The sequence below is a fragment of the Chryseolinea sp. H1M3-3 genome, assembly GCF_029360725.1.
Lineage (GTDB): Bacteria > Bacteroidota > Bacteroidia > Cytophagales > Cyclobacteriaceae > Chryseolinea.
The window spans coordinates 25,295-46,641 of record NZ_JARKMY010000004.1; the positions used below are offsets into that span (position 1 = coordinate 25,295).

Consider the following 21,347-nt stretch of genomic DNA (forward strand, 5'->3'; position numbering starts at 1 on the left):
TAACATCCGAAGGTCGTTTACTCATTCCTGAGTTTATCTACCGGGTTGGCTATTGCCGCGTTGAATGATTTCATGCATACTACTGCCAGCGCGATGGCCAATACGATAGCACCCGGTGCAGCAAATAACCACCATTGCACATCGATGTGGTTCTCGAAATTCATTAGCCATTCATTGACTCCGTACCAGGCAATCGGAACCGCCAACGCGAATGATACCGTTATCAGTACAATATATTCACGCGAAAACATTACGATAATATTAGCGACACTTGCGCCAAGTGTTTTTCGTACTGCAATCTCCTTCCCTTTTCTGTTCGCTACAAATGTGATCAGGCCATACAAACCCAAACATCCAATAAGAACGAACATCGTTGAAAAGACCTGGAACAGCCGGGAGTACTTCAATTCCTGTTCATAGAACATCGCGATGTTATCATCCAAAAAACGAAACTGAAACACATGTTCCGGATAAATCGATTTCCATGTCTGTTCCAACTGGGTCAGCACATCGGTCATGTTCTGACCGGCGGCAAGATTGAGCCTGACGCTCACCTGCCGATAACGATCAGCGTTAGCGTCCAGCGCAATGTTGTCGACGCGTTCCTTTAAAGAATTCCCGTAGTAGTCGTTGATCACACCAACCACATGAACCAGACCGTCACCGCCCAACTTTAGTTCTGCACCAACGATATCCTGCGGATTGGTGTATCCTAAATTTTTCATCAGCGCCTCGTTCACAAGAATATTTTTGCTGGAATCAGCCGGCGTGAGATTTCGTCCAGCGATCAATCGGATCCCGTACAGGTCAAGAAAATTTTCGTCAATTGCGGAGTACTCGTAGTTCTGAAAATCCTGCACATCATTCGCCTCTGGTTTACCAATGTTGCGCGAATTTCTATTGCGGTCTACACCGGAAGGCAACGTAAAGCTTTTAGCAACGTTCTCTACAAAAGGAAGTCTTCTTAGTTCAGATTCGAATGAACTGAGTGAAGCTTGATCGTTGTTCAACAGCCTGATGGTAACTACAGCGGCGTTTCGATCGAAGCCCATGTCAACGTTCCTGAAAAAATCCATTTGCGCGACAACAATAAAAGTCGCAACCGCCAGGACCTGCGTTGCTGTGAATTGAAAAACAACCAGCGTTTTCCTAAGACTGATTCCAGCAACACGTCCCGCAGCAAACCGATTTTTGATAGCCGTGAGCGGATTGAATCTCGAGATCAATAATGCCGGATACAGTCCCGCGGAAATCGTAACGATCGCGATGATCAATGCTAGCGTAATCCAAAGGAAGGGGTCGGAGAAATTGATGCTTACCTGCAGGCCAAGCATGGCAGCAAGCGATGGCATGAACACGGCGACGAGTCCGAGCGCTGCGAATGATGCAACAAGAACAATGATCAACGTCTCCGCGAGAAACTGCAGGATCAAATTTCCCTGCGTGCTTCCCATGATCTTGCGCATGCCGATCTCCTTCGAGCGCATCGTCGAATGTGCTGTTGACAGATTTACGTAGTTAATACAACCCACTGCCAATAGGCAAAGTACGATCAACTTCAATGCTAAAATAGTTTCATGTGTGATGGTTCGTCTGCTGAATGTTCCAAACTTCGGATCAAAGTGCACTTCACGAAGCGGCTGGAGGAAATAATGACGATACTCCGCCAAATCTTTTCCAACGTTGGCCGCATGTATTTTTGCAATTTGTGCTTCCACATCCTTCACTTCCACGCCGTCATGAAGCACAACGTACACCGCATGTCCATCATTCACGCTCACCCAGTCCGACATACGGTCTTTAAACAACAACGGCATCGATGCATACGACACCAGCATCCTGAACGGAAAATCTGTATTCGATGGAAAATCCTCGATGACTCCTGTAATTTTAAAATCGAAGACTTTTTGAAAACGAAGTGTTCTGCCAATGGGACTTTCGTCGCCGAAATATTTCTTCGCAACGGTACGGGTAATCACAAGACTGCTGGGCTCACGCAGCGATGTCTTTGGATCTCCGGAAATCCATTTTATCGGACTGCCTGCAAAATCAATAACATCGAAGAATTCCGGCTCGACCGTTACCACACCCTCTTCTTCAATGAACTGTCTTTCGAATTTACCATCGGCACTAAGAACATCGACACTGGCGCCGCGCAGGTATTCCAGCTTCGTCATTTTCTTGATGGAAGAAATATCTTTCATCGCAGGTGTGATGGCATAAGGGACGCCCGTGCGAAATTCGGAAAGGTCGGCACCGCTTACCCTCACGAGTCTGTAAATGTTCTGATGATCGGTGTGAAATGTGTCGAAGCTCAGTTCGAATCGGATGATAGAAATAATCGCTAGTGCCGATGCGATTCCGATCACCAATCCAAGAACATTAATGGTGGTTGTACCTTTGTTGGCGAGCAGGCTTCGCTTCGCCATCTTAAAATAGTTTCCGGTCATATTTTGCGTTTGATAAGTTGGTCCTTTCCAAAAAAATGTTTTACCAAGAAAACCAATCACGCGCCATGCATATCTTCGTCGCGCGTTGCGTTCATTGAAACGTTTCATATCCGTTAAAAACATCTCGTACAGATCGCCTTTGATCTCTTCAGCGAGATGTTCAGGAGCCAGACGTTCGATAAGCGTCTCAGCCCATTTCGGAGGTTGCGGATAAGTCGCCATCAGGTATTTAGTATTTGCGTCCAGATCATATTGCGCACATCACGAAGTTCCTCCAATGTCTGGCGACCGTATGCTGTGATTTGAAACAACCTCTTTCGTCGTCCGCCACGCTCCATCGAAGCACCTCCCATTTTCGATTTGACAAATCCTTTTTCTTCCAGTCTGTGCAGCGCAGCGTGCACGGCGCTAATGGAAATCACGCGGCCAGTTTGCGCTTCCAGCGCTGCTGTGATCGAAACTCCATAGGCCTCCTTATCGATGAGGGCGACCATTAATAAAATGAGTTCTTCTAGTTCGCCAAGGTAAATGCGTCCGGACATGCGTTATTATTTCAACATTTGTAGACCAAATAGCAGGCCGATGCAAAATCAGCGGATTTTAAAGGAAATCAGAAGCCTTTGTGTACGAAAAAATAACGGCAGGTGGACGGTAGTGAACAGTTGGAAGGTTTTGCGTTTTAACATTGCATTGGGATGCGGGGTTGCCTATGATAACGAGTGAAGGCTACCGCGAACAAAGAAATGGGAATAATCAAAAACTTGGCTGTGTTACTGGCACTATTCCAACGGATGACCTATTGGGTAATATTTTCTGGAAGTTTTGTATCGGAAGTAGTTGTCTGACCTTGTTTGTGGCTTCTTGCTTTTAGTCTGAAATCAAACGTCTTCCTGTAGATGCCTAACTCAATCCGTTTACTCCGACCTTAATATCTTCACTGGATTTACAACTGCAGCCTTGATCGCCTGGTAGCTCACGGTTAGTAAAGCAATCCCTGTTGCAATAACACCTGCGAGGGCGAAGATCCACCATTCAATATCGATATGGTAGGCGTACTCCTGAAGCCATCGGCTTGCACCAAGCCATGCAACCGGAAATGCAATGCAGCAGGCAATCAGAACCAGCTTAACGAAGTCTTTCGACAGCAATGCCATAATACTTAACATACTCGCACCTAACACCTTTCGCATACCGATTTCTTTCAACCGCTGTTCAGCGGAATAGGTGGCAAGCCCAAAGAGGCCAAGGCATGCAATCACGACGCTGGCAATTGCCACCCAACCAAGAATAGTTTGGCTCCGCTGATCTTCAATGTAGAACAAGGCAAGCTGGTCGTCAAGAAAGTGATATTCAAACGGCTCGTGCTCATCATTGACCACCATGATCGCCTTCAGTTTGTCGAGCGTTGCCTGGATGTTGTGCGGGTGGATCTTCACAGAGTAATAATCAATCGGAAAGATCGGGTTGGAATGATACGTGAGGATCAAAGGTTCTATCTTCGCACGCAGCGATTGGAAGTGAAAATCTTTCACGATTCCTACGACCCGTGGGTTAAATGAAGCATTCGCGTCATCATAGATTGGCGTAAAGAATTGATTTCGCGCCACCTGCGGTATCATTACTTCATCGGAAACATCGGTGATGCCAAGGATCCCCGCAGCAGCTTCGTTGATAATGACAGACATCGTATCTGTATCATTTTGGAAATTTCGCCCCTTGAGTAACTCGATTTCATAGGTGCTGAGAAAATCCCTATCAGCTGCAATGGTATAGGCCGTTTGCAGTTCACGGACGCTCCCCTCCTTTTTCAATTTGATCCTCGGTATAGATTTCCACTCTCCTGGCACGCGCGATGTTGCTGAAACATGCTTCACGGCGCTTACCCTGGACATCTCATTCTTTACCCACTCGAAGTTTGAACGCGCCTTTGCAACATTCACATCGATCACCACCATCAGATCTTTGTCGAAGCCAAGTTCGCTGTCGTTCAGAAAACGAACTTGCATGAACAGCACGATTGTACCAATGATCATGACTGTAGAAATGGTAAACTGCAGAACGACCAGAGCTTTTCTCACCGAGAAATCGCCTCCTGACTTCAACTTCAAACCCTTCAACAACGAAACGGGATTGAAGCGCGAAAGTAAAATCGCTGCATACCCTCCCGACAACAATCCAATGGCAATGATAAGCGCTACGGCAGCACTCCAGAACTGAAAGCCAACAGAGGTGAAAAGCTCAAACTTCTTGTGGACGAAATCATTGAACACCGGCAATAAAAGGGCAACAATCAGTACAGAAAAAAAGAAAGCAATCACCGTTGTGATCAGCGATTCAACCAGGAACTGTTTAACCAAGTTACCACGAACCGCACCAATTGCCTTTCGCACACCAATTTCTTTTAGCCTGCTCGATGCCCTTGCGGTTGTGAGGTTTGTATAGTTGATTCCAGCGATGAGTAGAACAAAAATTGCTGTAAAAGAGAACACGGTGATATAGACAGGGTTTCCCTGCGGGATGCTATCAACATTTGAATTGCGGGCGCCATCAGCGATCCCCGCCGACTTGAGGTGTATGTCCTTTAATGGTTGCATTGAATGTGAAAGGATTGCCCCCGGCTCCAGCGTTGCATTGGCGTGTACGAGCCGGGTGATCTTTCGCGAAACAGAATCGGGATTAGCGTTGGGACGTAGCAAGGCAAAGACCGTGAAGCCCGTGGAAGCCCAATCGCTCTGTACTTCGCGTTTGAAATCCTCATCGTTTAACCACGTTGCTATAGACATCACGCTCGTAAATGAAAAGCTTGAGTTCTGCGGGTGATCCTTCAAAACTGCAGTAATCTTTAGCGGAGTTTGCGAGTAGTCAAACTGAACATATTTGTTGATTACATCCTTCCGCCCAAAGATTCGCATGGCAAGGTCCTCTGTGATGACAATAGTATTAGGTTCCTTCAAGGCATTCCGTCTGTCGCCTTCAAGAACTGGAAAATCAAATACCATCAGGAAGTTTTCATCGGCGACGGTAACCGTCTCCTGCACGTGAACAGGATTTTCAGGATCAATGAGATTGCTTCTGCCTGATCTCTGCATCCTCGTTGTCATCTCTACTTCCGGCAACGCCTGTGGCGCTTCTTCCGCGAGCATATATCCGGCGGCCGCAACGGTAGTGGCTTCGTTATTCGGATTCTTCTCATGTGTGATCACCCGATAGATTCTATGTCCTTTCTGATGCTGCGTGTCAAAGTTCAGTTCATCATAAACGTAAAGGCCTATCAATAGGAAGCAGACCATCCCGAATGTAAGGCCGAGTACGTTAAGTGTAGAATACAGTTTGCTTTTCCAGAGGTTTCTCCACCCCATTACAAAATAACTTTTGAACATACCGTTATTGGCTAGTGGTTGATCGAATGTTGCGGACCTGAGAATTCCGGGTCTGCATAGTAAGATGACGTCTTTATACAGGCGCAAATTCGCCTGGCTTCGGCCGAGTTCTGCTACTCTCCTGTCATAGATCTCAAGCAAATCGCCTTCAATGTCAGCGTGATACTCCGGTTTACAAAACCATTTCAGGAAGCGCATGATAAAACGCGGTGGATCGGCTCTTCTCATTGCAGTTATTTAAGCTTCAACACCAGTTTAGGAAGCGCCTTCCAAAGTTCATCTCGTGATTCCTTGCTATAGTCAAGCGCTTTCTTTCCATACGCAGTGATTTCAAAAAAAAGCTTCGGACGGCCGCGTCTTGCTTCATTTGTATCTCCCTGCTTTGACTTTAGAAAACCCTTCGACTCCAGCCTTCGCAATGTGACCTGCAACGCACCGATGGCTACCTCGCGATCCAATCGTTGTTCGATCTCATCTTTGATAGTCACCCCAAACGCGTTGCCGTGAAGAATCCCTACAGTCAACAGGACGATCTCTTCAAATTCACCTAGTTGAATACGTTTCATCTGTGAATAATACTATTTTGAAGTAATAATAGTCAGAGTTTGGACTAAATACTACTTTGTAGTAAATAATATCAAACTTTATCATATTATAATGCATCAGTAACGTTTTGCGATCAGCAATTCGCGAAAACAGATTGAGACGAATAGTGATTTAAGAATACAAGGAGGCGGAGAACGATTGTTGCAAAAATGTAGCGGAGGTTCACTGCCTCCACTGATCAACTTAGACGGCCTCGCCTCACTCCGTTACCTTTGCATCGCGTAACAGAACACTCAAAAAATCTTTACGCATGTTTACATATGTTAAGTGTTTTCTTGGTAATTCTTGTTACCATTTTGTTACTCACAGTACGCAAGGTACTGGCGTTCAATGAAGGGCACATTTTGTATCGGCAAGTAATTGATCATCGAGTATTATACTCATTTATTTCTTTCACAATGCGTTAGCATGAATAGATCTGGAATGCTTAGGCATTCTTATGGCAGGTCTAGGCAATTTTTGTTACATGTTGTTACTCGAAATCCGGAAGCGGTGAGTAACAAAAAAGTTGCGACACGGAGGAATGATGGCACACGTAGTCACTTGCTGACGCAGCAAGGCAGAAACAGACACGTAAAGAAACGGGACCAATGGCCGCCACCGAACACCAAACCTCGCAACTGAACGGTAAATCTTCAAAATACCTTAATACATCCAGTAATTGCAAGTTTTACACACTGGCCCGAAAATGGCAAAAGCATCGGAACCCTTAACCTGACTTATGATCATCAACTATTTAAATATCTCGCTTCGCAATCTGGTCAAGAACAAATATTACAGTCTCATCAACATTCTGGGACTTGCGTTGGGTATTACATGTGTGTTCCTCATCATCCAATATCTTAGCAGAGAGCTTGCGTACGATAAATTTCATGAAGGTTCAGAAAATATCTATCGCGTTATCTGGGAAAACGATAATCCACAAACACGAACTCCTCATCCGCTCGCACAGGCTATGGTGCATGACTTTCCTGAAGTAGAAAATGCCGTAAGCCTTTCTCCTCTCTGGGGCCCTGGCCTTACACGCGAAACGTTCTCCATCCGCAACCCACAGAAAAATATTCAATACGATGAAACCGGTGTGCTGGCAGTTGACACCACATTTTTCAAAGTTTTTTCATTTCCGATCGTAAAAGGTGATCCCGACAAGGCGCTGAAAAAAATGGGCGGCTTGCTGATATCCGAAAAAGCCGCACACAAATACTTCGGTGATGAAAATCCTATCGGGAAATTTCTCTCGGTCAATGACGACAAAACGCTTACCGAGGTAGTAGCGGTATTCAAAGATGTTCCTGAGCTTTCGCATTTTCATTTCGACTTCCTCGTTTCCTATGTTCTTGAAAAAGCTGACGAAGATCCGCAAAGTCAGTACTACACCTGGGCAGATTTCGGACACTATAATTATGTAAGACTGAAGCCTGGAGCAGATGCAAAAAAACTTGAAAGTCAGTTAATGCCCTGGCTCAAAAATTATGTGGATTGGTCAGCTGAAGATTTCAAATACTTTGAGGACAATCACTATGGACTGAAACTTCAACCCATTACGGATATTCACCTCAAATCAAATGTTCGCTGGGAACTGGAGGGCAATGGCAACATCGATTATGTTTATATGATGATTGCTGCTGCAATTCTGATTCTTGTTATCGCGTGCATCAACTTTATTAATCTTACGACCGCACAATCAGCAGAGCGCGCAAAGGAGATTGGTATACGCAAATCACTTGGCGCTTTAAGAAGGCAACTCATCATTCAGTTCACCGGTGAATCGGTGCTGGTGGCTTTGGCAGCGATGCTCGTGTCGCTTGTTATGATTCAGACACTGGTTCCAATGTTCAACTTTATGACGGAAAGTGCAATTCAGTTTTCGATGATCTCATTGATCGCGATTTTGATAGCCATCGGAATAGTGGTTGGACTTGTTGCCGGTATTTATCCGTCACTTTACTTATCGTCAGTAAAACCAACCGCAGTGCTGAAAGGAAAATTTCTGCAAAGTCCAAAGGGAATTTTGGTACGCAAAGCTTTTACTGTTTTTCAGTTCAGTGCATCGATGGTACTGATTTGTGCGGCAGTCGTTATCTTCAATCAGCTTCAGGCAGTTCAAAACAGATCCGTTGGTTTTAACAAAGAAGAAGTGATCGTCATACCAGTAAAAAATCAGGATGCATTGAGAGATCGCTTCGCACACGTTCAGACAGAATTCAGGCAACTTGCCGGTGTGAAGGAAGTTTCAGCCGCATCTAGCATTCCGGGTCGATCATTCAATCAAAATGAAATTTTTGAATCGACTCATCCTGAAAATGACATTGATGCTTCCGAACTCGTTGTTGATCACGATTTTCTTAAAGTATTAAACATTTCGCTGGCGGAAGGACGTGATTTTCTAAGGGAGAATCCTGCAGATGCAGACAATGCATTTCTGATTAACGAAACTACGGCGCGCAATCTTCATCTCGATCATCCGGTTGGAAAGCAAATTACCTGGGAGCGAGACGGCGATGCCCTGAAGGCGACTGTGATCGGTGTTGTGAAAGATTTTAATTTTCAATCCCTGCATCACACAGTAAAACCATTGTTGATCAAATTGGGAAATAATGGTTTCAATTACATCGTTCTAAAACTCAACACCAATGATTTCAACAAAACGATTAAGGAAATAGAGGGGACCTGGAAAAAATTCGACAACAGGTTTACGTTCGAGTTCTTTTTTCTGGCTGATAATCTTAACCAGCAATATCGCAATGAGCAAAATATCAATCGCGTTATCATTGCATTCTCCGGAGTAGCCATTTTGATTGCCTGCTTTGGACTGCTGGGAATCGCAGCGCTCACATTCCGCAACAAGACTAAAGAAATCAGTGTGAGAAAAGTTCTCGGTGCTGAGTTCCATAATCTCGTGGTTTTGTTGCTTAAGGATTTTACTATGCTGATTTTGATTGCCGTAATCATCGCTACACCCGTTGTAATCTGGATCATGCAAAACTGGCTTCAGAATTTTGCGTATCGCGTTACGTTGAATCCAATCACTTTCATTGGCGCGGGAATGTTTTTGATTTTACTTTCATGGATTACATTAGGCTACCTCACGCTGACATTGGCAAGAATCAACCCGGCCACTACGTTGAAGAGCGAGTAGTCTTTAAGGTGATATAGAACCAGAAACACTTGGTATGTAAAGCGCGTAGCACAACGGGTTTATTTTTTCTGGAAGTTAATTCATGCTGGTCTTTCCTACAACCGAGAGATTGTAGTCCTCAGAGTCCCGGAGACCGGTGACTCTGAGGGGGGAAAGGGTGTGCGGTATGGAAACAATTTCACATTTTACAACCGATAACTATCGGTTGGATATTCAAACCGTAAAATGTAAACCTCTAACCCGATAGCTATCGGGAGTAAAAGAATTACTTCCCCGCCCCTTTCGTCCACGTATCCCTTAACGTCACGGTACGGTTAAAGATCAACTTATTCGAAGTAGCATCAGCGTCGAGGCAAAAATATCCCATGCGCAAAAACTGGAAATGTTCACCTGGTCTTGATTTGGCAAGCTCGGGTTCAGCATACACAGTTTTCAAAATTTGCAGTGAGTTGGGATTAAGGTGATTTGTGAAATCATCTTCGATAGCATTCATGTCCTCTGTTAAGAAAAGGCGATCATACAAGCGAATTTCCGCTGGTACTGCGTGCTGCGCGCTCACCCAATGAATGACGCCCTTCACATTAATTCCCGACGTATCGGAACCGCTACGGCTTTCGGGCACGTAAGTACAACGCAGCTCTGTTACCGTTCCATTCGCGTCTTTGATGAAATCTTCGCACTTGATAATGAACGCGCTCTTTAAACGCACCATTTGCCCTGGCGCAAGGCGGAAATATTTTTTCGCTGGCACCTCCATAAAGTCCTCACGTTCAATCCACAGTTCTCGCCCAAAGGGAAGCTCGCGGGTGGAATCTCCTTCCGGCAAATTCTCGCTCCGTAATAACTCAGATTTCCCTTCGGGATAATTAGTGATTACTACTTTCAATGGATCGAACACTACCATTCGCCGCTCGGCAATTTTATTCAGGTGTTCTCGCAGACAGAATTCAAGCAAACCGATATCAATCAGATTGTCGCGTTTGGCCACCCCAATCCGATCGCAAAATTCGCGGATAGCCTCGGGCGTGTAGCCCCTCCGACGTGCAGCACTTAACGTTGGCATGCGAGGATCATCCCAGCCATTGACATGCTTCTCATTCACCAGTTGCAAAAGTTTGCGCTTACTCATCATGGTATACGTCATGTTGAGTCTGGCGAACTCATACTGATGGGAAGGGTATATCTCGAGTTTGGCTATAAACCAGTCATACAATTCGCGATGGGGAACAAACTCCAGGGTGCAAATGCTGTGCGTAATCTGCTCGATAGAATCACTTTGGCCGTGTGCAAAATCGTACATCGGATAAATGCACCACTTGTCACCTGTTCGGTGATGATGGGCATGTTTGACGCGATACATCACGGGATCGCGCATCAGCATATTGGTGTGCGACATGTCTATTTTGGCGCGAAGAACTTTTGACCCATCCGGGTATTTACCATCCTTCATCTCGGCGAAAAGCCTTTTGTTTTCCTCAATCGATCGCCGGCGATAAGGGCTGTCTGTTCCTGGCTGCGTAGGCGTTCCTTTCTGAGCTGCCATCTCTTCGCTTGTGCTGTCATCTACATAGGCCAGTCCCTTGTCGATCAAAATGTTAGCATAGGTGTACAGTTGGTCGAAGTAGTCGGAGGCATATAATTCTTCAGCCCAATTAAATCCCAACCACTGAATGTCCTTTTTAATGCTCTCCACATACTCGGTTTCTTCTGTTACCGGGTTAGTGTCATCAAAACGCAGATTTGTTTTGCCGCCATACTTCAACGCCAGACCAAAGTTCAGGCAAATGCTTTTGGCGTGGCCCAAATGCAGGTAGCCATTGGGTTCCGGCGGAAACCGCGTAGCAATGTTCTTATATTTTCCATTCTTCAAGTCAGACTCAACGATCTCTTCCAGGAAGTTCAAACTCTTTTCTTCGGCCATATTGAATTTTAAAAGAGCGTAAAGATAAAATATTGTGCCTTCATTAAACAGGCAGGGCTACGTAACCTGGGATTTTTTTTATCTGTGGCCCTGTGCAGTTTTGAAAATGCGCTGAGACTCCTGGAGATGTCGCACGCGATATCTGAACTTACATAGAATTGACGAGAAGTTTCTCTTCGTAGACTCCCGAATTCCTCGCACAACGCCGGCGGCAAATGCATCAGCGGCTTGTCTTGCTCCTTCTGGGCTCGTTTCTTCCCAAATGGGATGAGGGTTGAAATGAAAGTTGTACCTTGTCTCCAGCGAACTCAATCAAGATTAAACGTCTTCCGAATTGTCTCCGATGACAACAGGGTTTGGATGGATTCCTGTACCTCCTTCGGTTTGAGAAATGGGTGTTGAGCAAATAAAGTCCTGTACTCTGACAGAACATCATTAGAATAGGTTTCAACCTTATCAGGAGAGACGCTGTCAATTGTGGCAATGGCATCTCTTTGAAAATGCAGACTGACGGGATCAACAAAACCTAGTTTAATATAACTGGCAGTTTTACGCGCACAACGACACGGATTCTTTTTGTTGATCAAACCGCATTTGTTGTTCATAAAATTATAAAGCTGCTGCTTCGCGCGGTGTAATTTAATCCTGAAGTTTTCTTTGGAGATCTCCATGACTTCACTGCCAACAGAATCAGGAAACTCAAACAACTCCCCTAAAATAAAGATTAGTCTTTGCTCCCTGTCCAGACAAAGCAGCATGGCTTTCATGCAGCCGAGTTTCGCTTCCTGAACTAAAAGATTTTCTTCTACCTCATATTTATGCCCTGGAAATTCTTCATCTGGTATTTCATCAAGATCTCGGGCAAAAGAATCGAATGTCATGGAATACATTTCATACCGACGCCGCTTCATGTTAAGAAAATGATTCTTAACGATCCGATAAACCCACGTCTTAAAATCACTTTCTTGTCTGAACGTACTAAGCTTAGTCATGATCTTCACCAAAACCTCTTGCGTGATATCCGCGGCATCTTCCCTATGTGCAATAAAGGATAATGCCACGTTAAATATCCAGTCCCGATATCGCTCGAGAAGGTTTTCAAGTGCTTTTCTATCCCCTTCTATTGCTCGATTGATTAATTCGCTATCCTCCATAAACTTATAGTTAAGAACCTTCTGCCAGATTGCAAGGCTGACAGAAGTCTCCGATTGTTTAACGTTGATCCAACAAGTGTTGTCCGAATGGATTATCGAAAACCATTAACCATTTTCCATTTACCTGTTTCCTCAGCACGACTACGGAGAGTCCAGATTGTTTGATCTCATTTCCATCAGGCGTCTTACCTGTCATTATCCATGGAGCAAAGTGCATAGCGAGACTTCCATTCAGAAATACTTCATGGCCGGAATACTCGAATTTTGGATTTACAGCGAAGAACCCTTTAAAACCTTCGCTGATAGCGTCTATTCCTGAAGAAGGCTTTTCCGGGTCAAAGACAATTACGGCATTTGGCTCATAGCTTGCCAGTACGCTTTTGAGATCTTTCTTGTGAAACGCATCAGTCATATTGAGGATGACTTCCATGACTTCATTTTGTTCCGGGGTGAATGTTCTTACTTTTTCCATAGTGTTTTTTGTTTGAGCGTTAATGACTAGGCAAGCCATTAGCGAGCCGGCCGTTAATAGCACGAATTTTAAATTCATAATTGTTCCGTTTTTCATTTAGACACCTTCCAAACACGACTGTTACAGTTGAATTCGCTTTAAAAAGTATTTCGCAGACCCTCAGCTAAATTAGCATAAGGATCATGGCCCGACCTGCAGGAAAAAAGCCACTGTCCCTCCCGCCCAGTCTATTGTCCATTTAGCCAAGTAATGTACAATACGTATCCAGATAAATTTGCCTTGTTAATAATCGTATATGAAATCATTTACAACGTACTCGTTGCTGGCGCTGCTCTTTATCAGTTTCGAAAGTGAAAGCGCCGACTCTAGAAATGACTTTAAACCACGCAAAATGAAAACGAACAAAGAAAAAGCAATTGCAATCAACAAAGCAGTTCAAAGCGGCGACGCGGAAAGCGCGGCGGCTTTGGTGACAGAGAATTATATTCAACACACCCCGAATGTTCCTGATGGAAAAGGTGGATTACGAATACTTGTAACCAAAATCAAGAACAAGGAAATTCCTGCTCCGAAAATCAACAATGTAAGAGTCTTCGAAGATGGCGAATTTGTAATACTCCACCACGACGTCAATTGGCCAAACAGGAAAGCTATGTTTGAAATTTACAGATTTGAAAATGGCCTGGCTGCGGAGCACTGGAGTGGCATCGCTGACCACCCCGAAACAACAGTCAATGGACATTCAATGGTCGACGGTCCAACAGAAGTTGCCGATAAGAATCTTACTCAAAAGAATAAGGAATTTGCAGCTTCCTGTATGCAAACTGTATTGATCAATAGCCAATTTGATAAACTATCAGAATTTTATCATCCGGATATTATTCAGCACAATCCATTCATTGACAACACGGTGCCTGGTTTATTGAAGGGAGTCGAAGAACTGCAAAAGAAAGGTATCTCAATCGAAATAAAGAAGATCTTTAAAGTGTTTGGCGAAGGCAATTTTACATTGGTTTGCTCTGAAGGAAAATTCGCGGGCAAGCATACGGCATTCTTTGATCTGTTCCGCATAGAGGATGGCGTCATTGTAGAACACTGGGATGTGTTACAGGAAATGCCTGAAAAAATGGCCCACGAAAACGGCTTCTTCAAGGCATCCCTCTACAAGAGAATTGGCGGTTATGATGCCATTGCGGGATTTGTAGACCTGGCATTTCCACGTGTATCTGTGCATCCTCAACTTCAGAAGTATTTTATTGGTCACGCTGACAATAGCAAATACCGTCAAAGACAATTGATCATTGATAAATTAGTAAGTACTCTTGAAGGTCCCACGATATACCTTGGCAGACCACTGGATGCCGTGCACAAAGGGCTAAATATTACCGCTGAGGAATGGAATGTCTTTATGCAAATCCTGACGCATGCAATGGATGAGAGAGGGATTGCAGGTGATGTCAAGCAAGACTTTGTGGAAACATTTCAAAATGTGTTTCGAAGCGTGACGGTTGAATCGGAGATGAGCAAGTAATAATTTTACCTACAATACGCGATAGCCTTGTGACTACATAATTGCGAGGCTATCTTGTTCATAAAATAATGCACTATGAAAGTCGGACTTTTGGCTTATGATGGATGCACACCCTCAATGATCGCAGGCGTACTCGATATATTATCCTTTGCGAACGATCGCTATCAAGCTAACAAAAAGGAAGATTTGTTTGATATTTCCATTATCACTGAAACCGGACAACCAGCGAATGGGTTCAGTAAGTTTCCCATCCAAGCGCAGCGGAGTATTAAAACTAAATCCGAATTTGATCTCATATATATTCCAGGATTTGTTGGTGACCTGGAAAGCATAATAATCCAACAAAAAAAATTGATTGACTGGGTAAAAAAACAGTATCAAAAAGGCGTAACGCTGGCTGCTGCCTGCAATGGCAATTTCTTACTTGCTGAAACGGGTGCACTCGATAAACGAAAAGCCACCACACATTGGAGCTTGGTTAACACGTTTAAGCAGCGTTACAAAAAGATTACTGTAGAACCTGAAAAAATCGTGATCGACAATGGTCCAGTACTGTCAGCCGCTGGCGTCACAGCCTATTTTAACCTTGCGATTTCTTTGGTAGAACGATATGGATCCAAAGAATTGGCTCTTGCTAGTGCAAAAGTTTTTCTTGTCGACTCCGGGCGAAAAATTCAAACACCTTATCAAATGTTTCATGTAACAAAAAATCATGGCGATGAAGAAGTTATACAAGTGCAGGAATGGCTGGAGGCAAATTACACGAAGATCGTTACACTCGAAAAAATGACGCAGGTTTGCAACCTTACCAAGAAAACTTTGACGAGACGGTTCAAAAAAGTAACAGGGGACTCGCCCATGTCATATCTCCAAAAGCTAAGAGTGGAAAATGCAAAACGCATGCTCGAATCAAAAAAGGTAGCGTTTAATGAAATTACCTGGAGAGTGGGTTACAATGATATAAGTTCCTTCCACAAAGTTTTTAAATCAGAGACAGGACTAACCCCGATAGAATACAGGTCAAAGTTTTCACTTGTTTAAGTTACTTCACCTTATTTTTTAATACCTTACTTAATTCTCGAACAACAGCGGCTTTATCTTTTTTGATTTTCTGTCCCAATTCCTTTCTAGGGCAATTCTTATTATACTTTGCCCCCCAGTCCATCAGTTCAATTATTACTGGCATTAAGTCCGCGCCCTTTTGGGTAAGACTATAAATGTATTTTGACTTATTCGCAGGCGCCACTTCTCTAACTAATATGTCTTCATCTTCAAGGATGGCCAGCCGGCTGACAAGAATATTTGTAGCAATTCCTTCTTCTGACTTCAAAAACTCACTGTAAGACATTTTCCCTCTCAGCATAACATCCCTGATAATCAAAAGCGACCATTTGTCCCCAATGACATCAAGGGAACAGCTTATTGGGCAATCAGATCTTTTTTTGTCCATATTTACAAAGTTATTGCAAAATGCAATAACTTCCTATATTTGTACTTGCATTTTGCAACAACAAATAATTAAAACTCTATATCTATGGAAAATCGAGCAATCACAAAGCAACTTCTCGAGAGCTATTACAAAGGTTTTGCTGCCAAGAGCAATTGGGAAGACACTATCGCCGATGACTTTCAGTATGTAGGCGGTGACATGACTAATACAAAGCCAGTAGTCGGAAAACAAGCATACATTGAAATCATAAAACGTTTTTCACAAAGGTTCGAATCAATGCGAGTAAAGCAAATGGTCGTCGACGAAGACAAGGCAAGCGTAATTGGCAATTATGATTTTCAGTTTCCGAACGGCCAGAAAATTAATGGTAACGTCTCTGAGAATTGGACGGTTAAAAATGGAAAGCTTCAATCACTGACGTTGTACTTCGACACACTAACTTTCATGTCGAATTTAAAGTAAATTGAAATGCCTTATAGCACCTGCTTACCAGTCAGAGCACATCGGTCACATGGTATCATGCATTGGGAAACAGAATGAGATAGAGCAGCAAGGAAAATTACATTCCCAATGCTAATTTTTTTGTGATCTTCATAAGTCCCGTTAGGGACGACATATCGGTAGAAAAAATATTTCTGTGCGCCTCGTAATCCCGTTAGGGATGTTATATTTTTTGCGTGTTAAATGTATTTACAATTTAGTCCAGCATTGTGACCTTCATTTAACTTATCGCTACTAAAAGAACGATTCAATTTTAAATCTTCTGGAACAATGGAATATCACCAAAATACAAATAGAATGAATCTCTTTTAATCCGACAGAAGTTAGTAGCATGGGAATTATGCTAGATCTTTTTGAAGGTTGCTTCTTTCGAAGTCAATCAGCCATTTTTTCCTTGCAAGACCACCCCCATAACCTGTAAGGTCTCCATTCTGCCCAATCACCCGGTGACATGGTATAATGATTGATATTCTGTTGCATCCATTGGCCGAGGCAACTGCTCTTACCTTTTGAAGTTGATTCATTTTAATCGCTTGTTCTTTATACGATATTGTTTCTCCATATGGAATAGTACGCAAGGAATTCCAAACGGTATGTTGAAAATCAGTGCCAGGCATAAAAACTTGAACGCTGAACGCTATGCGTTTGCCTTCAAAATATTCATCAAGTTCCTTTTGCGTTTGAACAATGTGATGATTACTTCCTGGTAGAATTACCGCATTTAATCTTTTTGTTAAATCTTTAAATTCGGTTTCAAGCATCTTACGATCTGTAAATTCCAGCAAGCACAAACCCTCTGATGTTGCACAAGCAAACATTGGTCCCAGCGGCGTAGTGAATCTCGCAATATGAATTACGGCCTTCCTTTTAGAATGTGTTGGAGCATTGCCAAACACAGAACGATAACGTTCATTAAACCCACTCATTGAATTATACCCTACATCAAAAGCTGCTGTGGTAACAGCGTCACCTACCGAAATTCTTTGGTAGGCCGAGTTTATGCGAAGTAATCTTTGATACGAATGAAAGCTCATTTTATGATTTTTTTGAAACCATCTCCTCAATTGACTCGGCTCAATATTCCGATTTTTCAAATCCAAATCGCTTATTCGTAAATAGGGGTCTATCAAAAGTTCGTGCATCAAGTCCTGGATATGTTTTGGGGTTTCGTTGGCTTTCTCCAATGGTTTGCAAACTTGGCAAGGCCGATATCCATTCTGTAATGCTTCCTGGGTTGAGTCATAAAATATAACGTTCTCAGGCTTCGGCTTTCTTGCCGCACACACCGGGCGGCAAAAAATTCCAGTAGTCTTAACAGCGGTAACAAAAACGCCTTCGAAGGACGCATCCCTATTTAGCATCGCTTTATATTTCTCCTCAAAAGACAAATTACTTTTCATGTAATAGCTATTTTATAAGGGGGATGGAGTAATTGATTATTAGTCGGGTGTTAACGCTGGTCGTATGCTCATTAAATCCAGCTCCTACTGTTAAGGCTATGGCAAAGGTACTGAAAGAAATCGGCCGAACTAGTACAGGACTGATTCCGAACGTGTAAGTCCATGAATCAGGAAGTTCAGCTTGTTGCGGAAAAAACAAAATTTCACTAAACCAATTTGTAACAAATGTCCACTGCTGGTCAATTGCTTTACTATATACCGGCGATCCAAGATAAGTGTAATACCCATATGAATCCCCTTCATCTATATACGCACCCACATCAGCGAAATAGTTTCCCATTTTAATTGTCAGCCCTGAGGAAATAATAGGTGAATACGACGCAGTTTCATTTGTGAAATTGTAATTTACTACATGGGGCAAGCGAACGAAGTAATCTACTTTTACCTCCTGGCCGGAAACTTGTTTAAAAAACATTAAAGCAAGCATTAGCGTGACGATCTTTTTCATTGATTAAAATTATACTGCAATGAAAGGGAATCGCGATGGCAGTCGCTACCGAAAAATTAACACACATTTTTTTTGTAAACTGATTATTAAAACGACCGTTGAAATAAAATGAAACAGGAATACGTGTTGTCAACATTCGATCGGGCAGATCACCAGATTCACGTGTGGTGCGTCATTCATATAAATAGAATTTTCATTTAATGTGAGATCTTTATTCCTGAAATGACTCCTTATTTCAATTTAAAAAGCAATGCTAACTTGAAAAGAGTGTTTCCTGAATGCTCAACGCGAAATTGTGCAGGCAAATATTTGAAAGAAAATATGGAACGTCCAACAAATAAGCAAGGGAACCAAATTTGATTCCCTTGCTGCAATACGTTGATCGCCTAAAACTATTCCTTAACCGCTCCCTGTATATTCGAAACGAATGCATTCGAAGTTTTGAAATCGCCATTCATCGTCGCACCGGATTCTTTCACCAATCCCCAGCCACCGCTGTTAGCAACCGTTGAATTTTTAAGAATCAATTTCGCAGAATTGTCTCCATCGAGACCCAGGTTTGCCTTCGTGTTGGATAAACCTGTTAAGAATACGCTACCTCCATAAGCAACATCAACAAAATCAAATTCATTACGATCATCGTTTGAAATGATTGCTATTCCTCCCCAGTAACCTTGGGTCTTGTTCACACCCGTGAAGACGATCCTTTTAGTGGCATTACCCTTAGCAATGATATAAGAGTTGTTGATTCTTTGCACGATGAAAGTTTTATCGGCAGCGAATTCAAACACCGCCCCCGGATCGATCACTACGCCGGATCTGATCTCAACGTTTCCACTGACATAGTATTTTGTCCCATCGGCGAACGCTTTCCATCTTACCTCCGCCGCACGTTGTAGTACCGAGCCGAGGATCTCCACTGTCTTTGTAGTATTGCCATTTGAGAAAAGCGAAGCAGGGTCAAGTTTACCGACTTCGTTGGCCGGCAACGCAAGCGGAGCACCATCGATGTTCTTGATCTCATTGTTAGAGAACGATGCTATCACTGAACCTAATTCGGCGTAAAGTCCATAACCCTTCCCATCTGTAATCACGCTGTTCTTGATAGAGAGACTTGTTACATTTCCTCCATCGAGGCCTATACTGCCCGTGATGCCTGGAATGTTCGGCAAAGTTCCGCTGCCAGCATTTGATATTTCGACGAACTCAAGAGCGTTCAGAACATTGCTTGACGAAATTGAAATTCCGCGCCAGAATCCTTTCGTATGTGTTCGGCCTGAAAACGTAATCTTCTTATCAGCAGTACCCACTGCGTTGATGTAGGCAGCAGCATCCAAAACATTCAGACCCTTTTCCGCTGCAAATTCAATATTAACACCCGCCTGAATCTTTAAACCTGACCGAATATCGAGATTGCCCGAAATGTAGTACGGAGTTCCATCGTGGAACGCATGCCAAACTACTTCATTCTGATGCAACGTTAACGAACCTATTATTTCCACAGCGTCATATCCGTTGTTACCTGTGAAACTGTTGTCAGACTGAAGGTTTCCAATTTGATTAATCGGCAAAGCGATACTTGTTCCTGCGTTACCACTAATTGTTACGTGACTTGCCTCGGAGAGCGATGCGTAATTTTCAACGTAGATACCATAGCCACCACCGTCGGCGATCGTTGTGTTTTTAACTTTCATCACCGAGTTGTTGCCTCCGTCGATAGCAAGACTTGCAGAAAGATTGGTAAGTCCTTCCAGTAAACCACTGCCTGCCTGGTGTATTTCTACAAAATCGAATTCATTTTCCGTGCTCGGTGAGTTCACAATTATCCCGGTCCAGCTTGGCGCAGTTGATTGACCTCCATTGAAGATAATGTGGTTTTGTTCGTTTCCAATAGCTATGAATTTGCCTGTGTAATCTACGGTAAGCTGACTTCCTGCGGCCATCTGCACGACGACGCCAGGCTCAACCGTCAGGCCCGCACGAATGTGTATAGACTTCGTTACAATGTAATCGGTTCCGCCTGGTGTTGGATTAATATTTTTCCAGACAACATCGGCGTTGACATGTTCGGAGATCGTCACCGGGAATTGTACGTCGGGGGCCGTCGCAGTAATGGTAACCTCAACGCTTGACGTGTTCTCTCCATCGGATACTGTGAGTTTCAGTTTGTATGAGCCTGCATGTGTTGGTTTAAAAGTAATCTTGTCGGTGGTGGTATTGGTAAGAACAACAGTGCTTCCCTGGGGCTGCGAAAGAATCTCCCATTTGAATGTTAGTGTTTCTTTTTCAGGATCGCTGGAACCTGATCCATCAAGTACAACATCGTCCCCAACTTTAACAGAAAGATTTGATGGGGTTCCCACCACCTTTGCACTTGGGCTTTGATTAACAACTGGTTTTGGTTCGTCCTCATCATCTTTGCACGAGGCGATGAAGGCAACAATAAATACAAATAGTAAGGGCTTAAGAAAGTTTGTCATATGGTTTAAAAAGATTTAAATGTTTCAACATGGTGAAGGCGAGTTACGGACGCCACGGGACCGTCACCCACCCAAGCTTTGAGGTTCACATTTTTTGAGGCTTACACGAAAAGGCTTGACTACGGGACCTACGTTAAAAGGAGAAAAAACTACGCGAAACGATTTATTATATGCATGTGGCTTAAAATTGTGGCGCTCATTCCATAAGTCGCGTCACCTAGCAAAGTGTAGAGGAAAAAAGTTATATAACTTTTTAATTGCAATTGCGCGATAGCAAAAAACTTGCACAGCAACAAACAGTGGATAGATGAAACGAGGCCTTGAGGATATCTGTCTCTGCCCTGTGATGTACAGT

At 43.4% G+C, this 21,347-nt stretch carries 15 protein-coding genes; 4 read left to right on the top strand and 11 right to left on the bottom strand.

Features of this window, described 5'->3' with window-relative positions; genetic code table 11:
- Positions 1-17: 17 nt before the first annotated feature.
- The 4 genes from P2W71_RS13725 to P2W71_RS13740 all read right to left on the bottom strand — a co-directional run bounded on the left by P2W71_RS13725 (position 18) and on the right by P2W71_RS13740 (position 6,396).
- Positions 18-2,672, bottom strand: coding sequence for an ABC transporter permease (locus P2W71_RS13725; RefSeq protein ID WP_276371834.1), 2,655 nt, complete (start codon positions 2,670-2,672; stop codon positions 18-20).
- Positions 2,672-2,992 carry a PadR family transcriptional regulator gene (locus tag P2W71_RS13730; protein ID WP_276371835.1) on the bottom strand — a complete coding sequence of 107 codons (321 nt, stop codon included), beginning with the start codon at positions 2,990-2,992 and terminating at the stop codon, positions 2,672-2,674. The genes P2W71_RS13725 and P2W71_RS13730 overlap by 1 nt, the downstream gene beginning before the upstream one ends.
- Before the next feature lie 372 nt (positions 2,993-3,364).
- Positions 3,365-6,058: an ABC transporter permease gene (locus tag P2W71_RS13735; protein WP_276371836.1), complete on the bottom strand. Its 2,694-nt coding sequence runs from the start codon at positions 6,056-6,058 to the stop codon at positions 3,365-3,367.
- A 5-nt stretch (positions 6,059-6,063) separates the two neighbouring features.
- Positions 6,064-6,396 (bottom strand): helix-turn-helix transcriptional regulator, encoded by a 333-nt coding sequence (locus tag P2W71_RS13740; RefSeq protein WP_276371837.1) that lies wholly within the window; start codon positions 6,394-6,396, stop codon positions 6,064-6,066.
- 761 nt (positions 6,397-7,157) lie between these two features.
- Here P2W71_RS13740 and P2W71_RS13745 point away from each other — a divergent pair.
- Positions 7,158-9,575 carry an ABC transporter permease gene (locus P2W71_RS13745; RefSeq protein WP_276371838.1) on the top strand — a complete coding sequence of 806 codons (2,418 nt, stop codon included), beginning with the start codon at positions 7,158-7,160 and terminating at the stop codon, positions 9,573-9,575.
- Between the two features lie 265 nt (positions 9,576-9,840).
- Here P2W71_RS13745 and P2W71_RS13750 read toward each other — a convergent pair whose 3' ends face one another.
- The 3 genes from P2W71_RS13750 to P2W71_RS13760 all read right to left on the bottom strand — a co-directional run bounded on the left by P2W71_RS13750 (position 9,841) and on the right by P2W71_RS13760 (position 13,122).
- On the bottom strand, positions 9,841-11,496 hold the full coding sequence (locus P2W71_RS13750) for a glutamine--tRNA ligase/YqeY domain fusion protein (protein WP_276371839.1): 1,656 nt from the start codon (positions 11,494-11,496) through the stop codon (positions 9,841-9,843).
- Positions 11,497-11,804: 308 nt separating this feature from the next.
- Positions 11,805-12,650, bottom strand: coding sequence for an RNA polymerase sigma factor (locus P2W71_RS13755; protein ID WP_276371840.1), 846 nt, complete (start codon positions 12,648-12,650; stop codon positions 11,805-11,807).
- Between the two features lie 58 nt (positions 12,651-12,708).
- Positions 12,709-13,122: a nuclear transport factor 2 family protein gene (locus P2W71_RS13760; RefSeq protein WP_276371841.1), complete on the bottom strand. Its 414-nt coding sequence runs from the start codon at positions 13,120-13,122 to the stop codon at positions 12,709-12,711.
- A 295-nt stretch (positions 13,123-13,417) separates the two neighbouring features.
- Between P2W71_RS13760 and P2W71_RS13765 the strand changes: the two genes are divergently transcribed.
- Together P2W71_RS13765 and P2W71_RS13770 are read left to right on the top strand one after the other, a co-directional pair.
- Entirely contained in the window at positions 13,418-14,653 is a 1,236-nt protein-coding gene (locus P2W71_RS13765; RefSeq protein WP_276371842.1) for a nuclear transport factor 2 family protein, read from the top strand.
- A gap of 75 nt (positions 14,654-14,728) precedes the next feature.
- Positions 14,729-15,694, top strand: coding sequence for a helix-turn-helix domain-containing protein (locus tag P2W71_RS13770; RefSeq protein ID WP_276371843.1), 966 nt, complete (start codon positions 14,729-14,731; stop codon positions 15,692-15,694).
- 1 nt (position 15,695) lies between these two features.
- Here P2W71_RS13770 and P2W71_RS13775 read toward each other — a convergent pair whose 3' ends face one another.
- Entirely contained in the window at positions 15,696-16,103 is a 408-nt protein-coding gene (locus tag P2W71_RS13775; RefSeq protein WP_276371844.1) for a helix-turn-helix domain-containing protein, read from the bottom strand.
- 84 nt (positions 16,104-16,187) lie between these two features.
- Here P2W71_RS13775 and P2W71_RS13780 point away from each other — a divergent pair, with 84 nt between their 5' ends.
- Positions 16,188-16,565, top strand: coding sequence for a hypothetical protein (locus P2W71_RS13780; protein ID WP_276371845.1), 378 nt, complete (start codon positions 16,188-16,190; stop codon positions 16,563-16,565).
- A gap of 377 nt (positions 16,566-16,942) precedes the next feature.
- Here the strand turns inward: P2W71_RS13780 and P2W71_RS13785 are convergent, their stop codons facing one another.
- The 3 genes from P2W71_RS13785 to P2W71_RS13795 all read right to left on the bottom strand — a co-directional run bounded on the left by P2W71_RS13785 (position 16,943) and on the right by P2W71_RS13795 (position 20,992).
- Complete coding sequence (locus P2W71_RS13785) at positions 16,943-18,004, bottom strand: bifunctional transcriptional activator/DNA repair protein Ada (protein WP_276371846.1); 1,062 nt, start codon at positions 18,002-18,004, stop codon at positions 16,943-16,945.
- Positions 18,005-18,011: 7 nt separating this feature from the next.
- Complete coding sequence (locus P2W71_RS13790) at positions 18,012-18,512, bottom strand: hypothetical protein (protein ID WP_276371847.1); 501 nt, start codon at positions 18,510-18,512, stop codon at positions 18,012-18,014.
- Between the two features lie 392 nt (positions 18,513-18,904).
- Positions 18,905-20,992, bottom strand: a complete 2,088-nt coding sequence (locus tag P2W71_RS13795; RefSeq protein WP_276371848.1) for a hypothetical protein — start codon at positions 20,990-20,992, stop codon at positions 18,905-18,907.
- Between the last annotated feature and the right edge of the window lie 355 nt (positions 20,993-21,347).

What these genes read in the sequence shown, in the direction of transcription:
- P2W71_RS13730 (WP_276371835.1), bottom strand. Translation starts at nt 2,992, where the DNA reads ATGTCCGGACGCATTTACCTTGGCGAACTAGAAGAACTCATTTTATTA.
- P2W71_RS13745 (WP_276371838.1), top strand. Translation starts at nt 7,158, where the DNA reads ATGATCATCAACTATTTAAATATCTCGCTTCGCAATCTGGTCAAGAAC.
- P2W71_RS13755 (WP_276371840.1), bottom strand. Translation starts at nt 12,650, where the DNA reads ATGGAGGATAGCGAATTAATCAATCGAGCAATAGAAGGGGATAGAAAA.
- P2W71_RS13725 (WP_276371834.1), bottom strand. Translation starts at nt 2,672, where the DNA reads ATGGCGACTTATCCGCAACCTCCGAAATGGGCTGAGACGCTTATCGAA.
- P2W71_RS13775 (WP_276371844.1), bottom strand. Translation starts at nt 16,103, where the DNA reads ATGGACAAAAAAAGATCTGATTGCCCAATAAGCTGTTCCCTTGATGTC.
- P2W71_RS13790 (WP_276371847.1), bottom strand. Translation starts at nt 18,512, where the DNA reads ATGAAAAAGATCGTCACGCTAATGCTTGCTTTAATGTTTTTTAAACAA.
- P2W71_RS13735 (WP_276371836.1), bottom strand. Translation starts at nt 6,058, where the DNA reads ATGAGAAGAGCCGATCCACCGCGTTTTATCATGCGCTTCCTGAAATGG.
- P2W71_RS13740 (WP_276371837.1), bottom strand. Translation starts at nt 6,396, where the DNA reads ATGAAACGTATTCAACTAGGTGAATTTGAAGAGATCGTCCTGTTGACT.
- P2W71_RS13765 (WP_276371842.1), top strand. Translation starts at nt 13,418, where the DNA reads ATGAAATCATTTACAACGTACTCGTTGCTGGCGCTGCTCTTTATCAGT.
- P2W71_RS13750 (WP_276371839.1), bottom strand. Translation starts at nt 11,496, where the DNA reads ATGGCCGAAGAAAAGAGTTTGAACTTCCTGGAAGAGATCGTTGAGTCT.
- P2W71_RS13760 (WP_276371841.1), bottom strand. Translation starts at nt 13,122, where the DNA reads ATGGAAAAAGTAAGAACATTCACCCCGGAACAAAATGAAGTCATGGAA.
- P2W71_RS13795 (WP_276371848.1), bottom strand. Translation starts at nt 20,992, where the DNA reads ATGACAAACTTTCTTAAGCCCTTACTATTTGTATTTATTGTTGCCTTC.
- P2W71_RS13770 (WP_276371843.1), top strand. Translation starts at nt 14,729, where the DNA reads ATGAAAGTCGGACTTTTGGCTTATGATGGATGCACACCCTCAATGATC.
- P2W71_RS13785 (WP_276371846.1), bottom strand. Translation starts at nt 18,004, where the DNA reads ATGAAAAGTAATTTGTCTTTTGAGGAGAAATATAAAGCGATGCTAAAT.
- P2W71_RS13780 (WP_276371845.1), top strand. Translation starts at nt 16,188, where the DNA reads ATGGAAAATCGAGCAATCACAAAGCAACTTCTCGAGAGCTATTACAAA.